Below are 17,883 nucleotides of genomic sequence, written 5' to 3'. Positions count from 1 at the left end.
TTGCGTGCAAAAATTCCTGGTATGTGTGGACTTCTGGCATTTTTCAGTGCGCACGGAAACGCGGCAAACCGGCGGGATGCCGTCGCCGAGGCGCTGGAGTGCCTGCATCACCGCGGCCCCGACGAGACCGGGGTGGAGGTGGTCGGTGACACCACCGGCCGCCGCACCGACGTGGTCTTCGGGCACAAGCGGCTGGCGATCATCGACGTGGAGTCCAGCCACGAGCCGCTGTCGTACGCCGACGGCCGCTACCTGCTCACCTACAACGGCGAGATCTACAACTACGTCGAGCTGCGCGACGAGCTGATCCGGGACTTCGGCGCCCGGTTCGCCACCGCCGGGGACGGCGAGGTGATCGTCGCCGGCTACCACCACTGGGGCGAGCAGGTGCTCAACCGGCTGCGCGGGATGTTCGCCTTCGTGATCTGGGACCGCCAGGAGCGGCGGGCCTTCGGCGCGCGGGACCGCTTCGGCATCAAGCCGCTCTACCACCTGGAGACCCCGGACGGGCTCTACCTGGCCTCGGAGAAGAAGGCGCTGCTGCCGTTCGCGCCGTCGGCGCGTACCGGTGACGCCGGGGTGGACGCGGCGAACCTCAGCCACTACCTCACCCTCCAGTACGTCCCGGAGCCCGGCACCCTGCACAAGGGGATCGGCCGGATCGGCTCGGGGGAGTGCCTGACCTGGAGCCCGGGGTACCGCATCGACGTCCGCCGCTGGTACCGGCCGGTGTTCCGGCCCGCCCCGGTCGCCGACGAGCAGCGGCTCTACGACCGGATCCGGGAGACGCTGCGGGAGAGCGTACGGATGCACATGCGCTCCGACGTGCCGGTCGGCTCGTTCCTGTCCAGCGGCATCGACTCCACCGCGGTGGTCGCCCTGGCCCGCGAGTTCAACCCGAACATCCTCACCTTCACCGTCGGCTTCGACGTGGACGGCTACTCCGAGATCGACGTGGCCCAGGAGTCGGCCCGGCACCTCGGCGTGACCACCATCCCGACCAAGATCGGGCCACAGGACATGATCGACGCGCTGCCGAAGATCGTCTGGCACCTGGACGACCCGGTGGCCGACCCGGCGCTGGTGCCGCTCTACTTCGTGGCCAAGAAGGCCGCCGAGCACGTCACCGTGGTCCTCTCCGGCGAGGGCGCGGACGAGTTCTTCGGCGGGTACACCATCTACCGGGAGCCGCTGTCGCTGGCAGGCGTCAACGGGCTGCCCCGGGGCCTGCGGGCCGGGCTGCGCGCGCTGGCCCGGGTGATCCCGCAGGGGGTCAAGGGGCGCAGCTTCCTGGAGCGCGGCACCACCCCGATCGAGCAGCGCTACTACGGCAACGCCCGGATGTTCACCGAGGACGAGAAGCGCCGGCTGCTGCGCCAGTACGACCCGTCGGTGCGCTACACCGACGTCACCGCGCCGATCTACGCCGAGTCCACCGAGCTGGACGACGTCACGAAGATGCAGTACGTCGACCTCTACACCTGGCTGCGCGGGGACATCCTGGTCAAGGCCGACCGGATCTCGATGGCCCACTCGCTGGAGGTGCGGGTGCCCTTCCTCGACCGGGAGGTCTTCGACGTCGCGGCCGGCATCCCGGTCGACCTGAAGATCCCGCCCCGCTCCGACGCCACCAAGTACGCCATGCGCCAGGCGCTGCGCGACGTCGTGCCGCCGCCGATCGTGAACCGTCGCAAGCTGGGCTTCCCCACCCCGACCCGGGTCTGGCTGCGCGGGGAGATGTACGAGTGGGCCCGGCACGTGCTGGCCACCTCCGGCGCCGGTGAACTGGTCGACCTGCCGTACGCGATGCGGCTGCTGGAGGCGCACAAGCGGGGCGAGGCCGACAACTCCCGCAAGGTGTGGACGGTGCTGATCTTCTGCGTCTGGCACGCGATCTTCGTCGAGCGGACCCTCGACCCGGGCATCGAGCGCAACCGCTCCGCCCTGCTCACCAAGCCGGTCGTCGGCAGCATGGTCAGATGAAAGCAGGGGCCCCCTCTTAACGCCTGGCGTTGTAAAGGGGGCCCCTTTTAACACGTCACCCGGTCAGCGGCCGGTGCAGCCGACCGTCGGGGCGGTGTTGGCGCCCGAGGTGTTGGCGGTGAAGCCGAAGGTGGTGGTCGCCTCCGGCGCGACCGTGCCGTTCCAGGCGGCGTTGGTCACCGTCACCGCGGCCCCGCTGGTGCTCAGCGTGCCGTTCCAGACCGAGTTCAGGCCCTGCCCGCTGGGCCAGGTCCAGCTCGCCGTCCAGCCCGCGTACGTGCGGGTGGTGTGGTTCATGATCGTGACCTCGCCCTGGAAGCCGCCCGGCCAGGAACCGACCACCTTGTAGACCGCCATGCACCCGCCGGTCGGCATGGTGGGCGTGGGCGTCGGGCTCGGCGAGGTCGGCGTCGGCGTGGGTGTCGGGGTCGGACCCGTGGGCGTGGGCGTGGGGTTGGTCGGCGTCGGCGACGGGGTGCCGCCCGGGCCTGCCCCGGTCACCTCCCCGTTGCCGCCGTCGAAGGTCACGTCCGAGCAGCCGAAGAAGTTCTCCTGGCTGTCCGAGCGGACCCAGCGGGAGTAGACGACGTGCCGGCCGCTCTTGTTCCCCGGCAGGGTGCCGGTGAAGTAGTAGTGCCCGTCGTTGGTGCCCGGCGAGCCGATCGACGGTGGGTTGGTGACCGTCAGGAACGGCTGCTCCTCCAGGTCGCTCCAGGCCAGCGGCCGGGTCGGGCTCCAGCTGTCCTTCGTGACGTAGAAGTAGAAGGTGCCCGGATGGTGCGCCCAGTTGCTGTACCGGAACTCCATCGTCCGCCCGGCGGTCAGGTGGGTGACCGGCCAGTCCGCGCGGGCGGCGTCGTAGCCGCTGAAGCCCGGGTTGCCGCCGCTGCACAGCTTGCCGTCCGGGATGAAGCCGACGGTCCGGCCACCGGCGTCGGAGCGCAGCACGCCGAACCAGTTGTAGAGCGAGTTCGACCCGCTCTCGGCGACCGCCGCGGCGCAGGCCGGGTTGTTCGGCCTGATCTCCCCGGTGGCGCTCAGGCCGTCCTTCCAGCACAGGTACGTCCGGGCGCCCGGGGTCATCGCCGCGCCGTGCGCGGCGGCCGGATCGGGGCCGGTGGCCAGGGCGAACGCCCCGGCGACGAGGGTGGCGGCCGCGGTGAGCAGCGCGGCCGTACGGGATCGGTGCACGGGAACTCCTTGTGGTGGGGGAGCCCGCTGACGCGCGCGGCGGTGCCCGGCCGGCCCGCGGCGACAGGGGTGACGATCACGGCTACGGCTGCCGCGCCCAGCCGGTGGACGCGGGCCGTCGTCGGTCCGCCGGTGGCGGACCGGTGCCCTCGCGTTGATCGGAGCCCGGCGCCGGCGGCGCGGCAGCCCCCGCGCACGATCCGGCAGGGTCATCCCAGCACACCACCGACCGTCAGGGCAATAGGCGCATCTCGATGCGTCAGTAGCGTTCGACGAGGTGCTCCCGCCCGGCCGGCGGATCGTACGGCTCCGGCCAGAACTCCGTGACGCGGCTGATCGCTCCGGCATTGTCCAGCTCGAAGAAGGTGGTCGCGGGCTGGGCCCCGCCGTCGACGGTGAACGACGTCCAACTGGCCGCGTGGCGGCCGGAGCCGACCACCCGGACGACCGTCAGGTGCCAGTCGCCCGGGTACTCCTGGTTGAACCGCAGGTAGTCCCGGCGGCCGTGGATCCGCTCCCGGGTCTGCGGGAGGTCGTAGACGACGTCCTCGGCGAGGAGCGCCCCGAAGCGGACCCAGTCCCGGGCCTCGCACGCCGCCCAGTACGCCAATACGGTGTCTTCAGCAGTCGCCACGGCGGGGAGTGTGCCAGCCTGGTGCGACGGAAACCGAGCTCTGGAGGAGTCGTGGGATACGCGGTGGTGCTCGGCGAGGCGCTGGTCGACCTGCTCGACGCCGAGTGCGAGGGCCGGCCGGTCTTCCGGCAGGAGATCGGCGGCGGCCCGCTCAACGTGGCGGTCGGGGTGTCCCGGCTCGGCGGCACGGCGCAGTTCGTCGGCTCGCTCGGCGACGACGTGCTGGCCGACCGGATCCGCGCCTTCCTGGGCGCCGCCGGGGTGGGGCTGGCCGGGACGGTCACCGTGCCCGCCCCGACCGCGCTCGCGGTGGCCACCCACGCCGGCGCCGAACCGGACTTCCGCTTCTACGGCGAGCCGCCGTCGTACGGCCTGCTCACCGCCGACGACCTGGATGTCGCCCTGGTCGAGGGCGCCGACGTGCTCTACGCCGGGTCGATCGTGCTGCTGAGCCCGCCGGTGCTGGCCGCCGCCCGCCGGGCCTGGTCGCTCGCCACGGGCCTGCGGGTGCTCGACCCGAACGTGCGTCCCCGGCTGCTCGACGGCCCGGCCGCGCTGGCCGGGCTCCGCGAGATCGTGGTGGAGTTCGCCGCCGGGGCGCACCTGGTGAAGCTCAGCGCCGCCGACGCCGCGCTGCTCTGGCCGGGCGAGCCGGTCGAGGGCGTCGCCGCGTACCTGCGGGAGCTGGGCGCGGGCACCGTGGTGGTCACCCTGGGCGCGGACGGGGCGGTGGTCGCCGCCGGCCCCGACCCGGTACGCGTCCCCGCGCCGAAGGTCCGCGCGGTAGACGCCACCGGCGCGGGCGACTCGGTGATGGCCGCGCTCATCGCCGACCTGCTGGTCGACGGCGAGCCGGTCGAGCCGACCGGCTGGCACGAGCGGGTGGCGTTCGCGCTGCGGGTCGCCGGGCTGGTCTGCGAGTCACCGGGCGGCGCCGTCTCGATGCCCACCCGCGCCGAGGTGCTGCGCCGTTACACCTGAGCCGGGCCGCTGAGCCCGAGGCGGGTCGTTACGCCTGAGCCGGGCCGGCCGGCGTCAGGCCGAGCCGTCGAGTTCGGCGTAGCCGCGGCGGGCGGCGACCAGCCCCGGCCGGGCGCCGAACGGGCTCTCGGCGGCCACCCGCTCCGGCGGCGCGCCCCCCGTGTGCGCGGCCCGGATCAGCCACGCCTGGTCGACCAGCCGGCGGTGCTGCTCCCGGACGAAGTCCACCCCGACCGGCTCGCCGTGCCCCGGCACCACCACCGTGGCCCCGGTGGTCAGCCGGAGCAGGTCGGCCACCGCGTCCGGCCAGCGCAGCGGGTACGAGTCCTCGAACGCCGGTGGCCCGCTGCGCTCCACCAGGTCCCCGGCGACCAGCACGTCCGCGTCCGGCACGTGCACCACCAGGTCGGCGTCGGTGTGCCCGGGGCCGGGGTGGCGCAGCACCACCCGCCGACCGCCCACGTCGAGCACCGTCTCGGTGTGCACGGTGTGCGTCGGGGCCAGCAGCTCCGTGTCGGCCAGCTCCGCGGCCAGCTCCGGTCGCTCGGCGCGCATCTCCTCGTACGCCTGCCGGCGCAGCCGCTGCGGGTCCCGCAGCGCCGCGGCGGCCAGCTCGTGCGCGTACACCGGGCGGGGCGGGTCGGCGGCGAGCGTCGCGTTGCCGAAGCAGTGGTCGAAGTGGTGGTGGGTGTTCACGACCGTCCACGGGGCCGGGGTGACCGCCCGGGCGGCGGCGGCCAACTCGGCGGCCTGCCCGGCGGTGGAGAGGGTGTCCACCAACAGCGCCGCGCCGTCGCCGACCACCAGGGTGACGTTCACCTCCAGCAGCGGCTCGCGCAGCACGTGCACCCGGTCGGCGACCTCGACGAAGCGGAGGCCGCTCACGCCGTCCCCCCGGCCCGGGCCACGAAGCGCCCCCGGTCGACCAGCACCCGCTCCACCCGGCCCCGCGCCACCGTCTCGTCCCCGTCGGTGACGGCGACCTCGAAGGCCAGCCGGCGTCCCCGCACGGCCGCCAGCCGGGCCTGGGCCACCACCGTGCGGCCGACCGGCGTCGCGGCCAGGTGCTCCAGCTCGACCCGGGTGCCGACGGTGGTCCGGCCGACCGGCATCCGGGCCGCCGTGGCGGCGACCGTCGCGGCCTCGGCCAGCGCGAGCACCCGCGGGGTACCCAGCACCGGCACGTCGCCGGAGCCCACCGCCAGCGCGGTGTCGGCATCGGTCACGGTCAACTCGACCCGGCCCGCCAGCCCGGTCTCGAACGGCTGCTCCGGCTGCTCCTGCATGGCCCCAGCCTAGGGGCTGCCCGGGCGCGCCGAGCGGACCGCGCGGACCGTGCCGCGAGGGTGGGCGTCCGGTCCGCCGGCACCCGCCGTTAACCTGGATCGCGATGGCCGTCGTGACTGAGCCCCAGCCCCCCGCCCCCTCCGGTCCGCCCGCACCGGCCGAAGGCGGGCGTCGCCGCGTGATCGCGATGGCGATCTGGGGCGTCGCCTTCGTCGTCTGCTGGCTGGCCATCGGCCTGCCGACCGACCCGGCGTACGCCTTCGTCTGGATCTGGGCGGGGACCATCGCCTGGAACTCGTCCCGCCCGTGGCGCAGCCACCTCCAGTTCGGCCGGGACTGGCTGCCGGTGGTGCTGCTGTTCGTCGCGTACAACCTCTCCCGAGGTTTCGCCGACAACGGGGTGACCCCGCACGCGCTGGAGCTGATCGTCGCCGACCGCTTCCTGGTGGGCTGGGCGACCGGCGGGCAGGTGCCGACCGTCTGGCTCCAGGAGCACCTCTACCGCCCTGCGGTGCACTGGTACGACGTGCTGGCCAGCTGGGTCTACTTCTCGCACTTCGTGGTGGCGCTGACCGCCGCGGCGGTGCTCTGGGTGCGCAACCGGCGCCGCTGGGGGGCGTACATGCGCCGCTGGGGGTTCCTCTGCGCCAGCGGCCTGGTCACCTACTTCCTCTACCCGGCCGCCCCGCCGTGGTGGGCGGCCCAGAACGGGCTGCTCCCCGAGGTGGCCCGGATCTCCACCCGCGGGTGGAAGGAGTTCGGGATGCACGGGGCCGGCAACGTGCTCAACGCCGGCCAGATCGCCTCGAACCCGGTCGCCGCGATGCCGTCGCTGCACACCGCGTGGGCGCTGTTCGTGGTGGTCTTCTTCATGCCGACGGTGCGCCGGCGCTGGTGGCCGCTGCTGCTGGCGTACCCGCTGGCGATGACGTTCACCCTGGTCTACAGCGGCGAGCACTACATCATCGACGTCCTGGTCGGCTGGGCGTACGTGGGCATGGCGTTCCTGGTGGTCGGCCTCGCCGAGCGCGGCTGGACGGCCTGGCGGGACCGGCGCCGGACGGTCGAGGCCGTCCCGGCCCCGGCGGCCCCGGCCGACGACCCGGCCCCGGAGCCGGCCGCCCGCTGACCGCGCCTGCGGGCGTGCCGACCCCGCCGGCTCAGCGGGCGCGGCGCGCGGCGTGCGCCCGCTCGGCCAGCTCGGCCGCCAGGACCCACGCCTCGGCCAGGTCGCGGTGCGGCGCCGCCGCCCCGGCCCCGCCGGCGGTGTCCGCGTGCACGGTGGCCAGCCGCAACCGCCGCTGCACCGGCCCCTGCACCACCCGCACGCTCTGGATCCGGGCGTACGGCACCAGCGCCAGCCGGCGGGTCAGCAGGCCGGAGCGGGCCACGAAGACCCGCTCGTCCAGCCCGGCGCCGAGCGCCTGCCGGCTCAGCGGGCGCAGCCAGCGGGCCCGCCGCGGCGGCGCCGTCGTGGGCAGCTCCGCCAGTCGTACGCCCGGCAGCACCTCCGCCACGACGAGCTCGCCGGTGGCCCGGTCGCCGACCGGCAGCAGCCGGTCCGGCCGGTTCCGGTCGTCCGGCTCGGCGCCCGAGTAGCCGGCCACCTCCAGCCGCAGCCGCAGCCAACCCTTCGGCCGCCACAGCAGCGGCCAGGTCACCCCGACGGTCTGCACCCGCCGCAGCGGCACGGTCTGCGCCCGGGTCTCCAGCAGCCCGTTGCGGATCCGCAGCGTGTCGTCGTCGCGGGCCAGCCGGAAGTTCCAGTCGTCGAGCACCCGGCGGACCGGTTGGAGCAGCACGCCGGCCATCGCGGTCAGCGTGCTGGCCACCGCGATGAACGACCAGGAACCCGCGGAGAGGAACTGGACCACCACGAAGAGCAGGCCGAACGGGAGCAGGAACGCCTGCGGGGTGAGCAGCTGGCTGACCAGCAGGTCGTTGTTGCGTACCCCGTGCAGCGGCCGCCCGGGCGGCTCGGCCGACCCGCCTCCGGGGACCGCGGGACCGGCCGGCGCCGGGCCCGTGGCCGGCACCCGGCCGGCCAGGTCCAGCAGCCGGCCGCGCAGGGCGGCCGCCTCACCGACCCCGAGGTACGCCAGCGGCGCCTCGGTCTTGCCCCCGCCGACCACCTCCAGGCGCAGCTCGGCCAGGCCGGTGAGCTGGGCCAGCAGCGGCCGGACCACCTCCACGGCCTGCAACCGCTCCAACGGGATCGCCCGGGTACGCCGCCAGAGCAGCCCCTCGTGCACCCGCAGTTCCCGCCCGACCACCTGGTAGCCGGTGTTGTACCAGCTGATCACGGCCAGCACGGTGGCGCCGAGGGCGAGCAGCGCCACCATCGCCGCGAACCAGCCGAGACCGACCCGGGACAGCGTCGACCAGGACAGGCCGGCGATCACCACGACCAGCGATTTCGCGCCGTGCAGGGCGGGGCTGAGCGGGTGCAGCCGGCGACGCGGCTCCTCGCCCCCCGGCCCGCCGTCCCAGGGCCACGGCTGGCCGTGGGGTGGTGGCGCGGGCCACGGGTGACCGTCGGGCGGCGGCGCGGGCCAGTGGTGACCCTCGGGCGGTGGCACCGGCCGGTCCGCGCTCACCGGGTCGCCTCGGTTCGCGACTGCGGGGCTCGCAACCCCGGCTCACTCCTCGCGCTCACAGGCCCTCCGCGCGGTCCTCGCCCAGCGCGGTCAGCCGGTCGCGCAGCCGGGACGCCTCGGCGGGGCGCAGCCCGGGCACCCGGGCGTCGCTCGCCGCCGCGGCGGTGTGCAGCTGCACGGTGGCCAGGTCGAAGGCGCGTTCCAGGGGCCCGGCGCTCACGTCGACGAACTGCATGCGGGAGTACGGGACGATGGAGAGCCGCCGGACCAGCAGCCCGTGCCGCACCAGCAGGTCGTCGGGGCGCTCGGCGTACCCCCAGGCCCCGACTGCCCGGACGATGGTGACCGCCCGCCAGGCGCCGGCGAGCACCGCGAGCGCCAGGGCGACACCGAACGCGCGGGCACCGGTGAACGCCCAGGCCACCGCCAGGCCGACCAGCACCACGCCGAGCAGCACCGCCAGCCGGATCAGCTCCACCCAGATCAGGTCGCGGGAGATGGGCTGCCACCGGACCGTGTCCGGCCAGGGCTCCAGGGGGCCGGCCGGGGCCGGGGCCGGACCGCCGTTCTCGTCACCTGTCACCGGTCTGATCCGCTGCGCTGGCTCACCCTTCGAGGGTAGGCGATCCGGGGGCGGCCACCACCTCCCGCAGGAAGCCGCGCGCCGCCAGGAAGTCGCCGAGCGACTCCCGATGCTCGGCACAGGCCAGCCAGGTCTTGCGCCGGTCGGCGTCGTGCAGGCGGGGATTGTTCCAGCGCAACGCCCACAGGGCCGGGGCGCGGCAGCCGCGCGCCGAGCAGACCGGCGCCTCGTCGGCAGGTGGGGGAGACGTCATCCGGGCGAGTCTAGGGGCCGGGACGGGAAGTTTGAGCGCCGGGCGGCCACGGGGGGAGCCGCCCGGCGACGGGTGAATGGTACACACGCCGTCCCCCTCCGTGTCCACCCGTGTTCGGCGATTCGACGGACCGGACGCGGCGGCGAAAATGGGGTTCTCCGCTCCTCGGCTCCCAGCCGGGCATGACAGTCTTGGTACGCACCACGCCGCGACGACCGATCATGCTGTGGAGGACCGGTGGCCCAGCCGACCACGCCCGATGCCCCGACGCCGACCGGCACCCCGCCGGGCACGCCCGCGCCGGTGACCACCCCGGCCGAGGACGCCACGCTGCTCGAGCGGGCGCTGTTCGAGATCAAACGGGTCATCGTCGGCCAGGATCGGATGGTCGAGCGGATGTTCGTGGCGCTGCTGGCCAGGGGGCACTGCCTGCTGGAGGGGGTGCCCGGGGTGGCCAAGACCCTGGCCGTGGAGACGATGGCCCGGGTGGTCGGTGGCTCCTTCGCGCGAGTCCAGTTCACCCCGGACCTGGTGCCCGCCGACATCATGGGCACCCGGATCTACCGGCAGTCCAGCGAGAAGTTCGACGTCGAGCTGGGGCCGGTCTTCGTCAACTTCCTGCTCGCCGACGAGATCAACCGGGCGCCGGCCAAGGTGCAGTCCGCGCTGCTGGAGGTGATGAGCGAGCGGCAGGTCTCCATCGGCGGTGAGTCGCACCGGGTGCCGAACCCGTTCCTGGTGATGGCCACCCAGAACCCGATCGAGCAGGAGGGCGTCTACCCGCTGCCGGAGGCGCAGCGCGACCGGTTCCTGATGAAGATCGTCGTCGGCTACCCGACCGACGCCGAGGAGCGGGAGATCGTCTACCGGATGGGGGTGGCGCCGCCCGAGCCGGCGCCCGTCTTCACCACCTCTGACCTGATCGCCCTCCAGCACCGGGCCGACCAGGTCTTCGTGCACAACGCCCTGGTCGACTACGCGGTCCGGCTGGTGCTGGCCACCCGTACCCCGGCGGAGCACGGCATGCCGGACGTCGCCCGGTTCATCCAGTACGGCGCCAGCCCGCGCGCCTCGCTCGGTCTGGTCCGGGCCACCCGGGCGCTGGCGCTGCTGCGCGGCCGGGACTACGCGCTGCCGCAGGACGTGCAGGACATCGCGCCGGACATCCTGCGGCACCGGCTGGTGCTCAGCTACGACGCGCTCGCCGACGACGTGCCCGCCGACCACGTGGTGCACCGGGTGATGTCCACCATCCCGCTGCCGTCGGTCGCGCCCCGGCAGCAGGCCACCCCGCCACCGGTCGAGCCGCCCGGCGCCGGCTGGCCCGGGCAGCGGCCGTGACCCGACCGGAGCTCTCCCCGGCCGTGGGCGGCGGCGGCCGTACCGAGGCGGTGCTGTCCCGGCTGCAGCTGATGGTCACCCGCAAGCTCGACGGGCTGCTCCAGGGCGACTACGCCGGTCTGCTCCCCGGCCCGGGCAGCGAGGCCGGGGAGTCCCGGGAGTACCGCCCCGGCGACGACGTACGCCGGATGGACTGGCCGGTCACCGCGCGCACCACCATGCCGCACGTACGGCGGACCGTGGCCGACCGGGAACTGGAGACCTGGCTGGCGGTGGACCTGTCGGCCAGCCTCGACTTCGGCACCGGCCAGTGGCTCAAGCGGGACGTGGTGGTCGCCGCGGCGGCCGCCCTGGCCCACCTGACCGTGCGGGGCGGCAACCGGATCGGCGCGGTGGTCGGCACCGGCGGGCCGGCCGGGGACGGGGGAGCGGGGACCGTGCTGCGGTTGCCCGCCCGCAACGGGCGCAAGGAGGCGCAGGGACTGCTGCGGGCCATCGCCGGCGCCCCGGTCCGTCCCGGGCGCAGCGACCTGGGCGCCCTGATCGACTTGCTCAACCGCCCGCCCCGGCGGCGTGGCCTGGCCGTGGTCATCTCGGACTTCCTGGCGCCGCCGGAGCAGTGGAGCCGGCCGGTCCGTAAGCTCCGGTTCCGGCACGACGTGCTGGCGATCGAGGTGGTCGACCCGCGCGAGTTGGAGCTGCCCGACGTGGGGGTGCTGCCGGTGGTCGACCCGGAGACCGGGGAACTGCACGAGGTGCAGACCGCCGACCCGCGGCTGCGCCGCCGCTACGCCGAGTCGGCCGCCGCCCAGCGTGCCGCGATCTCCACCACCCTGCGTGGCGCCGGTGCCGCCCACCTGCGCCTGCGTACCGACCGAGACTGGCTGCTGGACATGGTGCGGTTCGTCGCCGCGCAGCGGCACGCCCGCACCCGGGGGACGACACGATGATCCGTTTTCTGCAACCGTGGTGGCTGCTGGCCGTGCTGCCGGTGCTCGCTCTGGCCGCCGCGTACGTCTGGCGGCAGCGGCGGCGCAAGGCGTACGCGATGCGGTTCACCAACGTGGACCTGCTGCGTACCCTGGCTCCGAAGGGGTTGGGCTGGCGGCGGCACGCGCCGGCCACCGCGTTCCTGCTCTGCCTGCTGATCCTCGCCACGGCGCTGGCCCGGCCGGCGATGGACACCCGGGAGCCGCTGGAGCGGGCCACGGTCATGCTCGCCATCGACGTGTCGCTGTCCATGCAGGCCGACGACGTGGCGCCGAACCGGCTGGAGGCGGCGCAGGAGGCGGCGAAGCAGTTCGTCGGGGAGCTGCCGGCCAGCTACAACCTGGGGCTGGTCTCGTTCGCCAAGTCGGCCAACGTGCTGGTCTCGCCGACCAAGGACCGGGGCGCGGTGACCAGCGCCATCGACGGGCTGGTGCTGGCCGAGTCGACGGCCACCGGTGAGGCGGTCTTCACCTGCCTGGAGGCGATCCGGTCGGTGCCCGCCGACGGCGCCGCCGGCATCCCGCCGGCCCGGATCGTGCTGCTCTCCGACGGCTACCGCACGTCCGGCCGCTCGGTGGAGGAGGCGGCCGCGGCGGCGCAGGCGGCCAACGTGCCGGTCTCCACGATCGCCTTCGGCACCGACTCGGGTCAGGTCGACATCGGCGGGCAGTTGCAGCGGGTGCCGGTGGACCGGATGGCTCTGGCAGAACTGGCCGAGACCACCGAGGGGTACTTCTACGAGGCGGCCTCGGTGAGCGAGCTGAAGCAGGTCTACCAGGACATGGGCAGCTCGATCGGGTTCCGCACCGAACCCCGCGAGGTCACCCAGTGGTACGCCGGCATCGCCCTGCTGCTGGCGCTCTGCGCCGGCGCGATGAGCCTGCTCTGGACCTCCCGCCTGCTGTGACGGGATGTCCCGGCCCGGGCGCGGCAGCGCGTCCGGGCCGCCGGGCGGCGCAGTCTCCGGCCTACCTGGCCGCCTTCCTGGGCGGCGCGACGTCGGGGTGCCCGGAGGGTGGTCAGTGGCCGGCGCCGGTGAGGACGAACAGGACGGCCACCCAGACGGCGGCGAGGGTGAAGCCCAGCGGGGCGACGTAACGGCTCATGGATGGCTCCGGGTGGCGACTGGGCGGCCGGGCGTGGACCACCGGACCGCAGGGGTGGATCAGGACGCACACACACGAAGTCGTGACCGGGGTGCTCCGCCGCGGGACGGCACGTGCCGCCGGCCCCGGCCGGTGGCCGAGGAGCGGGCGGTGCGGGGAGCGGGATCTGGGTCAGCTCACCTGACTGAGTCGTGGCTCAGCGGGGCTGACGGGCGGCCCGGCCACGACTGGGAGGATCGCTATCTCGCACAGCGATCACCTCCTGAAGTCGGCGGGGCCCGGCGGCGGGCCGGCGACGGCCCGCGAACGGGGATCATCGTACACCGGGGGCGCGGTGCGGGCGCGGCTGGCCGTGGGGCCCGGGATCGCCGTCCCCGTAACGGATTCCGGCCCGGCCGGCGGCGCCCGCCCCGGACACCCCAGCGGGCCGCCGGCCACGGTCCTGACCAGGGACGACGTCGCAGTCGTTAGCGCTTACCTGTCGGTAACGCCTAGGCTCGCCTCCGACCGAGATCGGCTGAGCAGAGGGGGAACCCAGTGGCCCGTACCGTGCTGGTGACCGGCGGCAACCGCGGGATCGGACTGGCCATCGCGCAGGCGTTCGCCAAGCAGGGCGACCGGGTGGCGGTCACGACCCGCTCCGGCGAGGCCCCCGAGGGTCTGTTCGGGGTGAAGTGCGACGTCACCGACGGCGATTCGGTCGACGCGGCGTTCACCGCCGTCGAGGCGGAACTCGGCCCGGTGGAGGTGCTGGTCGCCAACGCCGGCATCACCGACGACACCCTGATCATGCGGATGTCCGAGGAGCAGTTCACCCGGGTGCTGGACACCAACCTCACCGGCGCGTTCCGCTGCGCCAAGCGGGCGTCGACGAAGATGCTGCGCGCCAAGTGGGGCCGCATGATCTTCATCTCCTCGGTGGTCGGCCTCTACGGCGGCGCCGGTCAGGTCAACTACGCAGCCAGCAAGGCCGGCCTGGTGGGCGTGGCCCGCTCCATCACCCGGGAGCTGGGCGGCCGGAACATCACCGCCAACGTGGTGGCCCCCGGCTTCATCGACACCGACATGACCGCCGCCCTGCCCGAGGAGCGGCGCACCGAATACCGCAAGGCCATCCCGGCCGGCCGGTTCGCCGCCCCGGAGGAGGTCGCCGGCGTGGTCACCTGGCTGGCCGGTGACGCGGCCGGCTACATCTCCGGCGCGGTCGTCCCGGTCGACGGCGGCCTGGGCATGGGTCACTGAGAACGTACGGAGGAAGAAGACATATGTCCGGACTGCTCGCCGGTAAGCGGCTGCTGGTCACCGGCGTCATCACCGACGCCTCGATCGCCTTCTCGGTGGCGAAGCTCGCCCAGGAGAACGGCGCCCAGGTCGTGCTCACCGGCTACGGCCGGCTCTCCCTGGTCGAGCGGATCGCCAGGCGGCTGCCCGAGCCGGCCCCGGTGATCGAGCTGGACGTGACCAGCCCCGAGCATCTCGCCGGCCTCGCCGACAAGGTCCGCGAGCACGTCGACGGCCTCGACGGCGTGGTCCACTCGATCGGCTTCGCCCCGCAGAGCTGCCTCGGCGGCGGTTTCCTCGACGCGCCGTGGGAGGACGTGGCCACCGCGCTCCAGGTCTCCACGTACTCGTACAAGTCCCTGGCGATGGCGGCGCTGCCGCTGATGTCCGCCGGCGGCGCCGTCGTCGGCCTTACCTTCGACGCCACGAAGGCCTGGCCGGTGTACGACTGGATGGGCGTGGCCAAGGCCGGGCTGGAGTCCGCCTCCCGCTACCTCGCCCTGCACCTGGGCAAGCAGGGCATCCGCAGCAACCTGGTGGCCGCCGGCCCGCTGCGCACCATCGCCGCCAAGTCCATCCCCGGCTTCGACCAGTTCGAGGACGCCTGGACGGCTCGGGCCCCGCTGGGCTGGAGCCTCACCGACCAGGAGCCGGCCGCCCGGGCCTGCCTGGCGCTGCTGTCGGACTGGTTCCCGGCCACCACCGGCGAGATCGTCCACGTCGACGGCGGCTACCACGCCATCGGCGCCTGAGGTGTAAGGAGGGGCCCCTTTTTAACGCATTCGGTAGAGGAGGGGCCCCTTGTTAACACCCGCGGCCTGGGCGTTACCGCGCTGACCAGGGGGCGTCGCGGCGGCGTCACGACGGGCACGGAAGAATGGGGACCATGGCGTACGACGCGTTGGTGCTGGTCTCCTTCGGTGGCCCGGAGCGGCCCGAGGACGTGCTTCCCTTCCTCCAGAACGTGACCCGGGGCCGGGGGGTGCCCCCGGAGCGGCTGTCCGAGGTCGCCGAGCACTACCTGCACTTCGGCGGGGTCTCCCCGATCAACCAGCAGTGCCGGGACCTGCTCGCGGCGATCCGTGCCGACTTCGCGGCGAACGGGATCGACCTGCCGGTCTACTGGGGCAACCGGAACTGGGATCCGATGCTCGCCGACACCGTGGCGCAGATGCGCGACGACGGGGTGCAGCGGGCGTTGGCCTTCGTGACCAGCGCGTACGGCGGCTACTCCTCCTGCCGGCAGTACCAGGAGGACATCGCCGCGGCCCGGGCGGCGGTCGGCGCGGACGCCCCGGTGATCGAGAAGCTGCGCCAGTTCTGGGACCACCCGGGTTTCGTCGAGCCGCACGCCGACGCGGTACGCGCCGCGCTGGCCCAGCTCGACCCGGCGAGGCGGGGCAGCACCCGGCTGGTCTTCACCGCCCACTCCATCCCCAGCTCGGCGGCCGCCACCGCCGGCCCCACCGGCGGCCGCTACACCGCCCAGATGGAGGAGACGGCCCGGCTGGTGCACGCCGCCGCGGCGCCCGACCTGCCGTACGACCTGGTCTGGCAGAGCCGCTCCGGCCCGCCGCAGGTGCCGTGGCTGGAGCCGGACATCAACGACCACCTGACCGCGCTCGCCGAGCAGGGCGTGACCAGCGTGGTGGTCAGCCCGATCGGGTTCGTCTCCGACCACCTGGAGGTGGTGTGGGACCTGGACACCGAGGCGCTGGAGACCGCCAAGCAGCTCGGGCTGGACTTCGTCCGGGCCGGCACCCCGGGCACCGACCCGCGGTTCGTGGCGATGGTCCGCGAGTTGGTGACCGAGCGCACCACCCCGGACGGGGAGCGGCTGCGCCGCCGCCTCGGCGAGCTGCCGATGTGGGACACCTGCCCCACGCCGTGCTGCGTGCCGGCCACCCGCCGGCCGTGAGCCGGACCCGACCTCCGACACCCCTGGGGACGACAGATGCATGACCGCAAGCCGGTGCAGAGCTGGCTCACCGACATGGACGGTGTGCTGGTGCACGAGGGGCAGCCGGTGCCGGGCGCCCCGGAGTTCGTCAAGAAGCTCCGCGCCTCCGGCAAGCCGTTCCTGGTGCTGACCAACAACTCCATCTACACCCCTCGGGACCTTCAGGCCCGGCTGGTGCGGATGGGCCTGGACGTGCCGGAGGAGGCGATCTGGTCGTCGGCCCTGGCCACCGGGCAGTTCCTGGCCGACCAGCGGCCGGGTGGCACCGCGTACGTGATCGGTGAGGCCGGGCTGACCACGGCGCTGCACGCGGTGGGCTACGTGCTGACCGACTTCGCTCCGGACTACGTGGTGCTGGGGGAGACCCGCACCTACAGCTTCGAGGCGATCACCAAGGCAGTCCGGCTGATCAACGACGGGGCCCGGTTCATCTGCACGAACCCGGACGTGACCGGCCCGTCGGTGGAGGGTGCCCTGCCGGCGGCCGGTTCGGTGGCGGCGATGATCTCCAAGGCGACCGGGGTGGAGCCGTACTTCGTCGGCAAGCCGAACCCGATGATGATGCGCTCGGCGTTGAACACCATCGAGGCGCACTCGGAGAGCACGGCGATGATCGGTGACCGGATGGACACCGACATCCTGTGCGGGCTGGAGGCCGGGCTGGAGACGATCCTGGTGCTCACCGGCATCAGCTCCCGGGCGGAGGCGGAGCGCTACCCGTACCGGCCGTCCCGGATCGTCAACTCGGTGGCCGACCTGATCGACGAGGTCTGAGGCCCGGCGGGTCGCCGGTCAGGGGCGCAGCGGGGCGTTGCAGGCGGCGACCAGCGCCTGCCGGCAGGCGGTGGTCAGCGGGCGCAGCGCGGCGTCGCGCTGCTGCGCCTCGTAGTTGTTGATCGCGCCGCCGGGTGCGCTGTGCCCGGCGAGGGCGAGGACCCGGTCCAGCACGGCGGCGCGGGCGAAGAGCCGGCGGGCGCGCGGGTCGAAGCCGGGCGGCAGGTCGGTGGTGCCGTCGGGGCGGCGCAGCGCGGCCAGCGCGCCGGCCAGCTCGGGTCGCCACTGCGCCACGTCGAGCCGGGTCAGCGCTGCGGTGCTCTCGGCCAGCGCGGCGGCCAGTTCGGCCTCTGCCTCGGCGGCGCCCGGGGCGCTCGACGACGCCTTCGGCGCGTCGGCCGGGAGCGGGTAGCACCGCCAGAGGACCGTCTCCCAGGTCATGCCTGAGCCGGAGGTGTGGCTGCGCACCTCGGGGATGACGCCGATCCCGCCGGCCACCACGGCCTCCCCGGCCAGCAGCGCGGCTCCGGCGAAGTCACCCGGGCCGGGCAGGCCGCGCGGGTCGCCCGGCGCGGGCAGCACCAGGCGGATCTCGTCCGGGGAGAGCTTGGCGAGCAGCGGCAGCGCCTCCCGCAACGACACGTCGGTCCAGGTGCCGGGGGCGTCGGCGACCATGTGCTCCTCGTCGCCGGCGATGGATTCGGGCACCTCGTCGAAGGGCACCAGCCCGGCGCGCCACGCGCGCGCCCAGGCGACGAACCGGCTTGACCGGCGCGGCGTCAGGGTGGCCGCGCCCGCTGTGGGGAGGGACATGCCGAAAAGGGTACGTGCTGACCACCGTCCCTGTCTCGACTGCCGCACCCCCAGCGAGGCCTGCCCCGAACTGCCCCTTTCGCCCACTTTCCCGCCGCTCCAGCCCTCC

At 74.0% G+C, this 17,883-nt stretch carries 19 protein-coding genes; 10 read left to right on the top strand and 9 right to left on the bottom strand.

What is annotated here, in order from left to right; all coding sequences use genetic code 11:
* Positions 1-21 precede the first annotated feature (21 nt).
* Positions 22-1,983, top strand: coding sequence for an asparagine synthase (glutamine-hydrolyzing) (gene asnB / locus GA0070564_RS11035; protein ID WP_091606819.1), 1,962 nt, complete (start codon positions 22-24; stop codon positions 1,981-1,983).
* A 63-nt stretch (positions 1,984-2,046) separates the two neighbouring features.
* Here the strand turns inward: asnB and GA0070564_RS11030 are convergent, their stop codons facing one another.
* Positions 2,047-3,174 carry a lytic polysaccharide monooxygenase auxiliary activity family 9 protein gene (locus tag GA0070564_RS11030; protein ID WP_091606815.1) on the bottom strand — a complete coding sequence of 376 codons (1,128 nt, stop codon included), beginning with the start codon at positions 3,172-3,174 and terminating at the stop codon, positions 2,047-2,049.
* Positions 3,175-3,433: 259 nt separating this feature from the next.
* Entirely contained in the window at positions 3,434-3,808 is a 375-nt protein-coding gene (locus GA0070564_RS11025; protein WP_091606810.1) for a nuclear transport factor 2 family protein, read from the bottom strand.
* A 51-nt stretch (positions 3,809-3,859) separates the two neighbouring features.
* Between GA0070564_RS11025 and GA0070564_RS11020 the strand changes: the two genes are divergently transcribed.
* Entirely contained in the window at positions 3,860-4,789 is a 930-nt protein-coding gene (locus GA0070564_RS11020) for a carbohydrate kinase family protein (protein WP_091606805.1), read from the top strand.
* Between the two features lie 54 nt (positions 4,790-4,843).
* Here the strand turns inward: GA0070564_RS11020 and GA0070564_RS11015 are convergent, their stop codons facing one another.
* On the bottom strand, positions 4,844-5,674 hold the full coding sequence (locus GA0070564_RS11015) for an MBL fold metallo-hydrolase (RefSeq protein ID WP_091606802.1): 831 nt from the start codon (positions 5,672-5,674) through the stop codon (positions 4,844-4,846).
* A complete protein-coding gene (locus GA0070564_RS11010) occupies positions 5,671-6,075 on the bottom strand; it encodes a thioesterase family protein (protein ID WP_091606799.1) in 405 nt (134 codons plus the stop codon). Before GA0070564_RS11010 ends, GA0070564_RS11015 begins: the two co-directional genes overlap by 4 nt.
* A 104-nt stretch (positions 6,076-6,179) precedes the next feature.
* On the opposite strand from GA0070564_RS11010, the gene GA0070564_RS11005 reads away from it, so the two are divergent.
* Complete coding sequence (locus tag GA0070564_RS11005; protein WP_091606796.1) at positions 6,180-7,205, top strand: phosphatase PAP2 family protein; 1,026 nt, start codon at positions 6,180-6,182, stop codon at positions 7,203-7,205.
* Between the two features lie 31 nt (positions 7,206-7,236).
* Here the strand turns inward: GA0070564_RS11005 and GA0070564_RS11000 are convergent, their stop codons facing one another.
* From GA0070564_RS11000 to GA0070564_RS10990, 3 genes are read right to left on the bottom strand one after another with little or no spacing between them, the layout of a single operon-like run.
* Positions 7,237-8,673, bottom strand: a complete 1,437-nt coding sequence (locus GA0070564_RS11000) for a PH domain-containing protein (RefSeq protein WP_425412444.1) — start codon at positions 8,671-8,673, stop codon at positions 7,237-7,239.
* A gap of 55 nt (positions 8,674-8,728) precedes the next feature.
* Positions 8,729-9,256, bottom strand: a complete 528-nt coding sequence (locus GA0070564_RS10995; protein ID WP_091606793.1) for a PH domain-containing protein — start codon at positions 9,254-9,256, stop codon at positions 8,729-8,731.
* A 22-nt stretch (positions 9,257-9,278) separates the two neighbouring features.
* Positions 9,279-9,509, bottom strand: coding sequence for a hypothetical protein (locus tag GA0070564_RS10990; RefSeq protein WP_091606788.1), 231 nt, complete (start codon positions 9,507-9,509; stop codon positions 9,279-9,281).
* A gap of 237 nt (positions 9,510-9,746) precedes the next feature.
* On the opposite strand from GA0070564_RS10990, the gene GA0070564_RS10985 reads away from it, so the two are divergent.
* From GA0070564_RS10985 to GA0070564_RS10975, 3 genes are read left to right on the top strand one after another with little or no spacing between them, the layout of a single operon-like run.
* On the top strand, positions 9,747-10,850 hold the full coding sequence (locus GA0070564_RS10985) for an AAA family ATPase (protein WP_091606785.1): 1,104 nt from the start codon (positions 9,747-9,749) through the stop codon (positions 10,848-10,850).
* A complete protein-coding gene (locus GA0070564_RS10980; protein WP_425412450.1) occupies positions 10,829-11,800 on the top strand; it encodes a DUF58 domain-containing protein in 972 nt (323 codons plus the stop codon). Before GA0070564_RS10985 ends, GA0070564_RS10980 begins: the two co-directional genes overlap by 22 nt.
* Positions 11,797-12,747, top strand: coding sequence for a VWA domain-containing protein (locus GA0070564_RS10975; RefSeq protein WP_091606780.1), 951 nt, complete (start codon positions 11,797-11,799; stop codon positions 12,745-12,747). Before GA0070564_RS10980 ends, GA0070564_RS10975 begins: the two co-directional genes overlap by 4 nt.
* A 112-nt stretch (positions 12,748-12,859) precedes the next feature.
* Here the strand turns inward: GA0070564_RS10975 and GA0070564_RS29280 are convergent, their stop codons facing one another.
* Positions 12,860-13,018 carry a hypothetical protein gene (locus GA0070564_RS29280; RefSeq protein WP_176730592.1) on the bottom strand — a complete coding sequence of 53 codons (159 nt, stop codon included), beginning with the start codon at positions 13,016-13,018 and terminating at the stop codon, positions 12,860-12,862.
* A 465-nt stretch (positions 13,019-13,483) separates the two neighbouring features.
* Between GA0070564_RS29280 and fabG the strand changes: the two genes are divergently transcribed.
* From fabG to GA0070564_RS10955, 4 genes are all read left to right on the top strand, one after another.
* Positions 13,484-14,188 carry a 3-oxoacyl-ACP reductase FabG gene (fabG, locus tag GA0070564_RS10970; protein WP_088972173.1) on the top strand — a complete coding sequence of 235 codons (705 nt, stop codon included), beginning with the start codon at positions 13,484-13,486 and terminating at the stop codon, positions 14,186-14,188.
* Between the two features lie 23 nt (positions 14,189-14,211).
* On the top strand, positions 14,212-14,979 hold the full coding sequence (fabI, locus tag GA0070564_RS10965; RefSeq protein WP_091606775.1) for an enoyl-ACP reductase FabI: 768 nt from the start codon (positions 14,212-14,214) through the stop codon (positions 14,977-14,979).
* A 134-nt stretch (positions 14,980-15,113) separates the two neighbouring features.
* Entirely contained in the window at positions 15,114-16,145 is a 1,032-nt protein-coding gene (locus tag GA0070564_RS10960; protein ID WP_091607163.1) for a ferrochelatase, read from the top strand.
* 36 nt (positions 16,146-16,181) lie between these two features.
* On the top strand, positions 16,182-16,961 hold the full coding sequence (locus GA0070564_RS10955; protein ID WP_091606771.1) for an HAD-IIA family hydrolase: 780 nt from the start codon (positions 16,182-16,184) through the stop codon (positions 16,959-16,961).
* An 18-nt stretch (positions 16,962-16,979) separates the two neighbouring features.
* On the opposite strand, the gene GA0070564_RS10950 is transcribed toward GA0070564_RS10955, so the two are convergent.
* Positions 16,980-17,774 (bottom strand): hypothetical protein, encoded by a 795-nt coding sequence (locus GA0070564_RS10950; protein WP_091606767.1) that lies wholly within the window; start codon positions 17,772-17,774, stop codon positions 16,980-16,982.
* Between the last annotated feature and the right edge of the window lie 109 nt (positions 17,775-17,883).

This window comes from Micromonospora mirobrigensis (assembly GCF_900091555.1).
Taxonomy (GTDB): Bacteria; Actinomycetota; Actinomycetes; order Mycobacteriales; family Micromonosporaceae; genus Micromonospora; species Micromonospora mirobrigensis.
Note: the sequence above shows the minus strand (reverse complement) of the source record. Positions and strands in the feature narration are given on the sequence as shown.

Excerpts from the sequence above, each read along its gene's own strand:
- GA0070564_RS10955 (WP_091606771.1), top strand. The coding sequence starts at position 16,182 with ATGCATGACCGCAAGCCGGTGCAGAGCTGGCTCACCGACATGGACGGT.
- asnB (WP_091606819.1), top strand. The coding sequence starts at position 22 with ATGTGTGGACTTCTGGCATTTTTCAGTGCGCACGGAAACGCGGCAAAC.
- fabI (WP_091606775.1), top strand. The coding sequence starts at position 14,212 with ATGTCCGGACTGCTCGCCGGTAAGCGGCTGCTGGTCACCGGCGTCATC.
- GA0070564_RS10990 (WP_091606788.1), bottom strand. The coding sequence starts at position 9,509 with ATGACGTCTCCCCCACCTGCCGACGAGGCGCCGGTCTGCTCGGCGCGC.
- GA0070564_RS10960 (WP_091607163.1), top strand. The coding sequence starts at position 15,114 with ATGGCGTACGACGCGTTGGTGCTGGTCTCCTTCGGTGGCCCGGAGCGG.
- GA0070564_RS10950 (WP_091606767.1), bottom strand. The coding sequence starts at position 17,774 with ATGTCCCTCCCCACAGCGGGCGCGGCCACCCTGACGCCGCGCCGGTCA.
- GA0070564_RS11010 (WP_091606799.1), bottom strand. The coding sequence starts at position 6,075 with ATGCAGGAGCAGCCGGAGCAGCCGTTCGAGACCGGGCTGGCGGGCCGG.
- GA0070564_RS11005 (WP_091606796.1), top strand. The coding sequence starts at position 6,180 with ATGGCCGTCGTGACTGAGCCCCAGCCCCCCGCCCCCTCCGGTCCGCCC.
- GA0070564_RS10975 (WP_091606780.1), top strand. The coding sequence starts at position 11,797 with ATGATCCGTTTTCTGCAACCGTGGTGGCTGCTGGCCGTGCTGCCGGTG.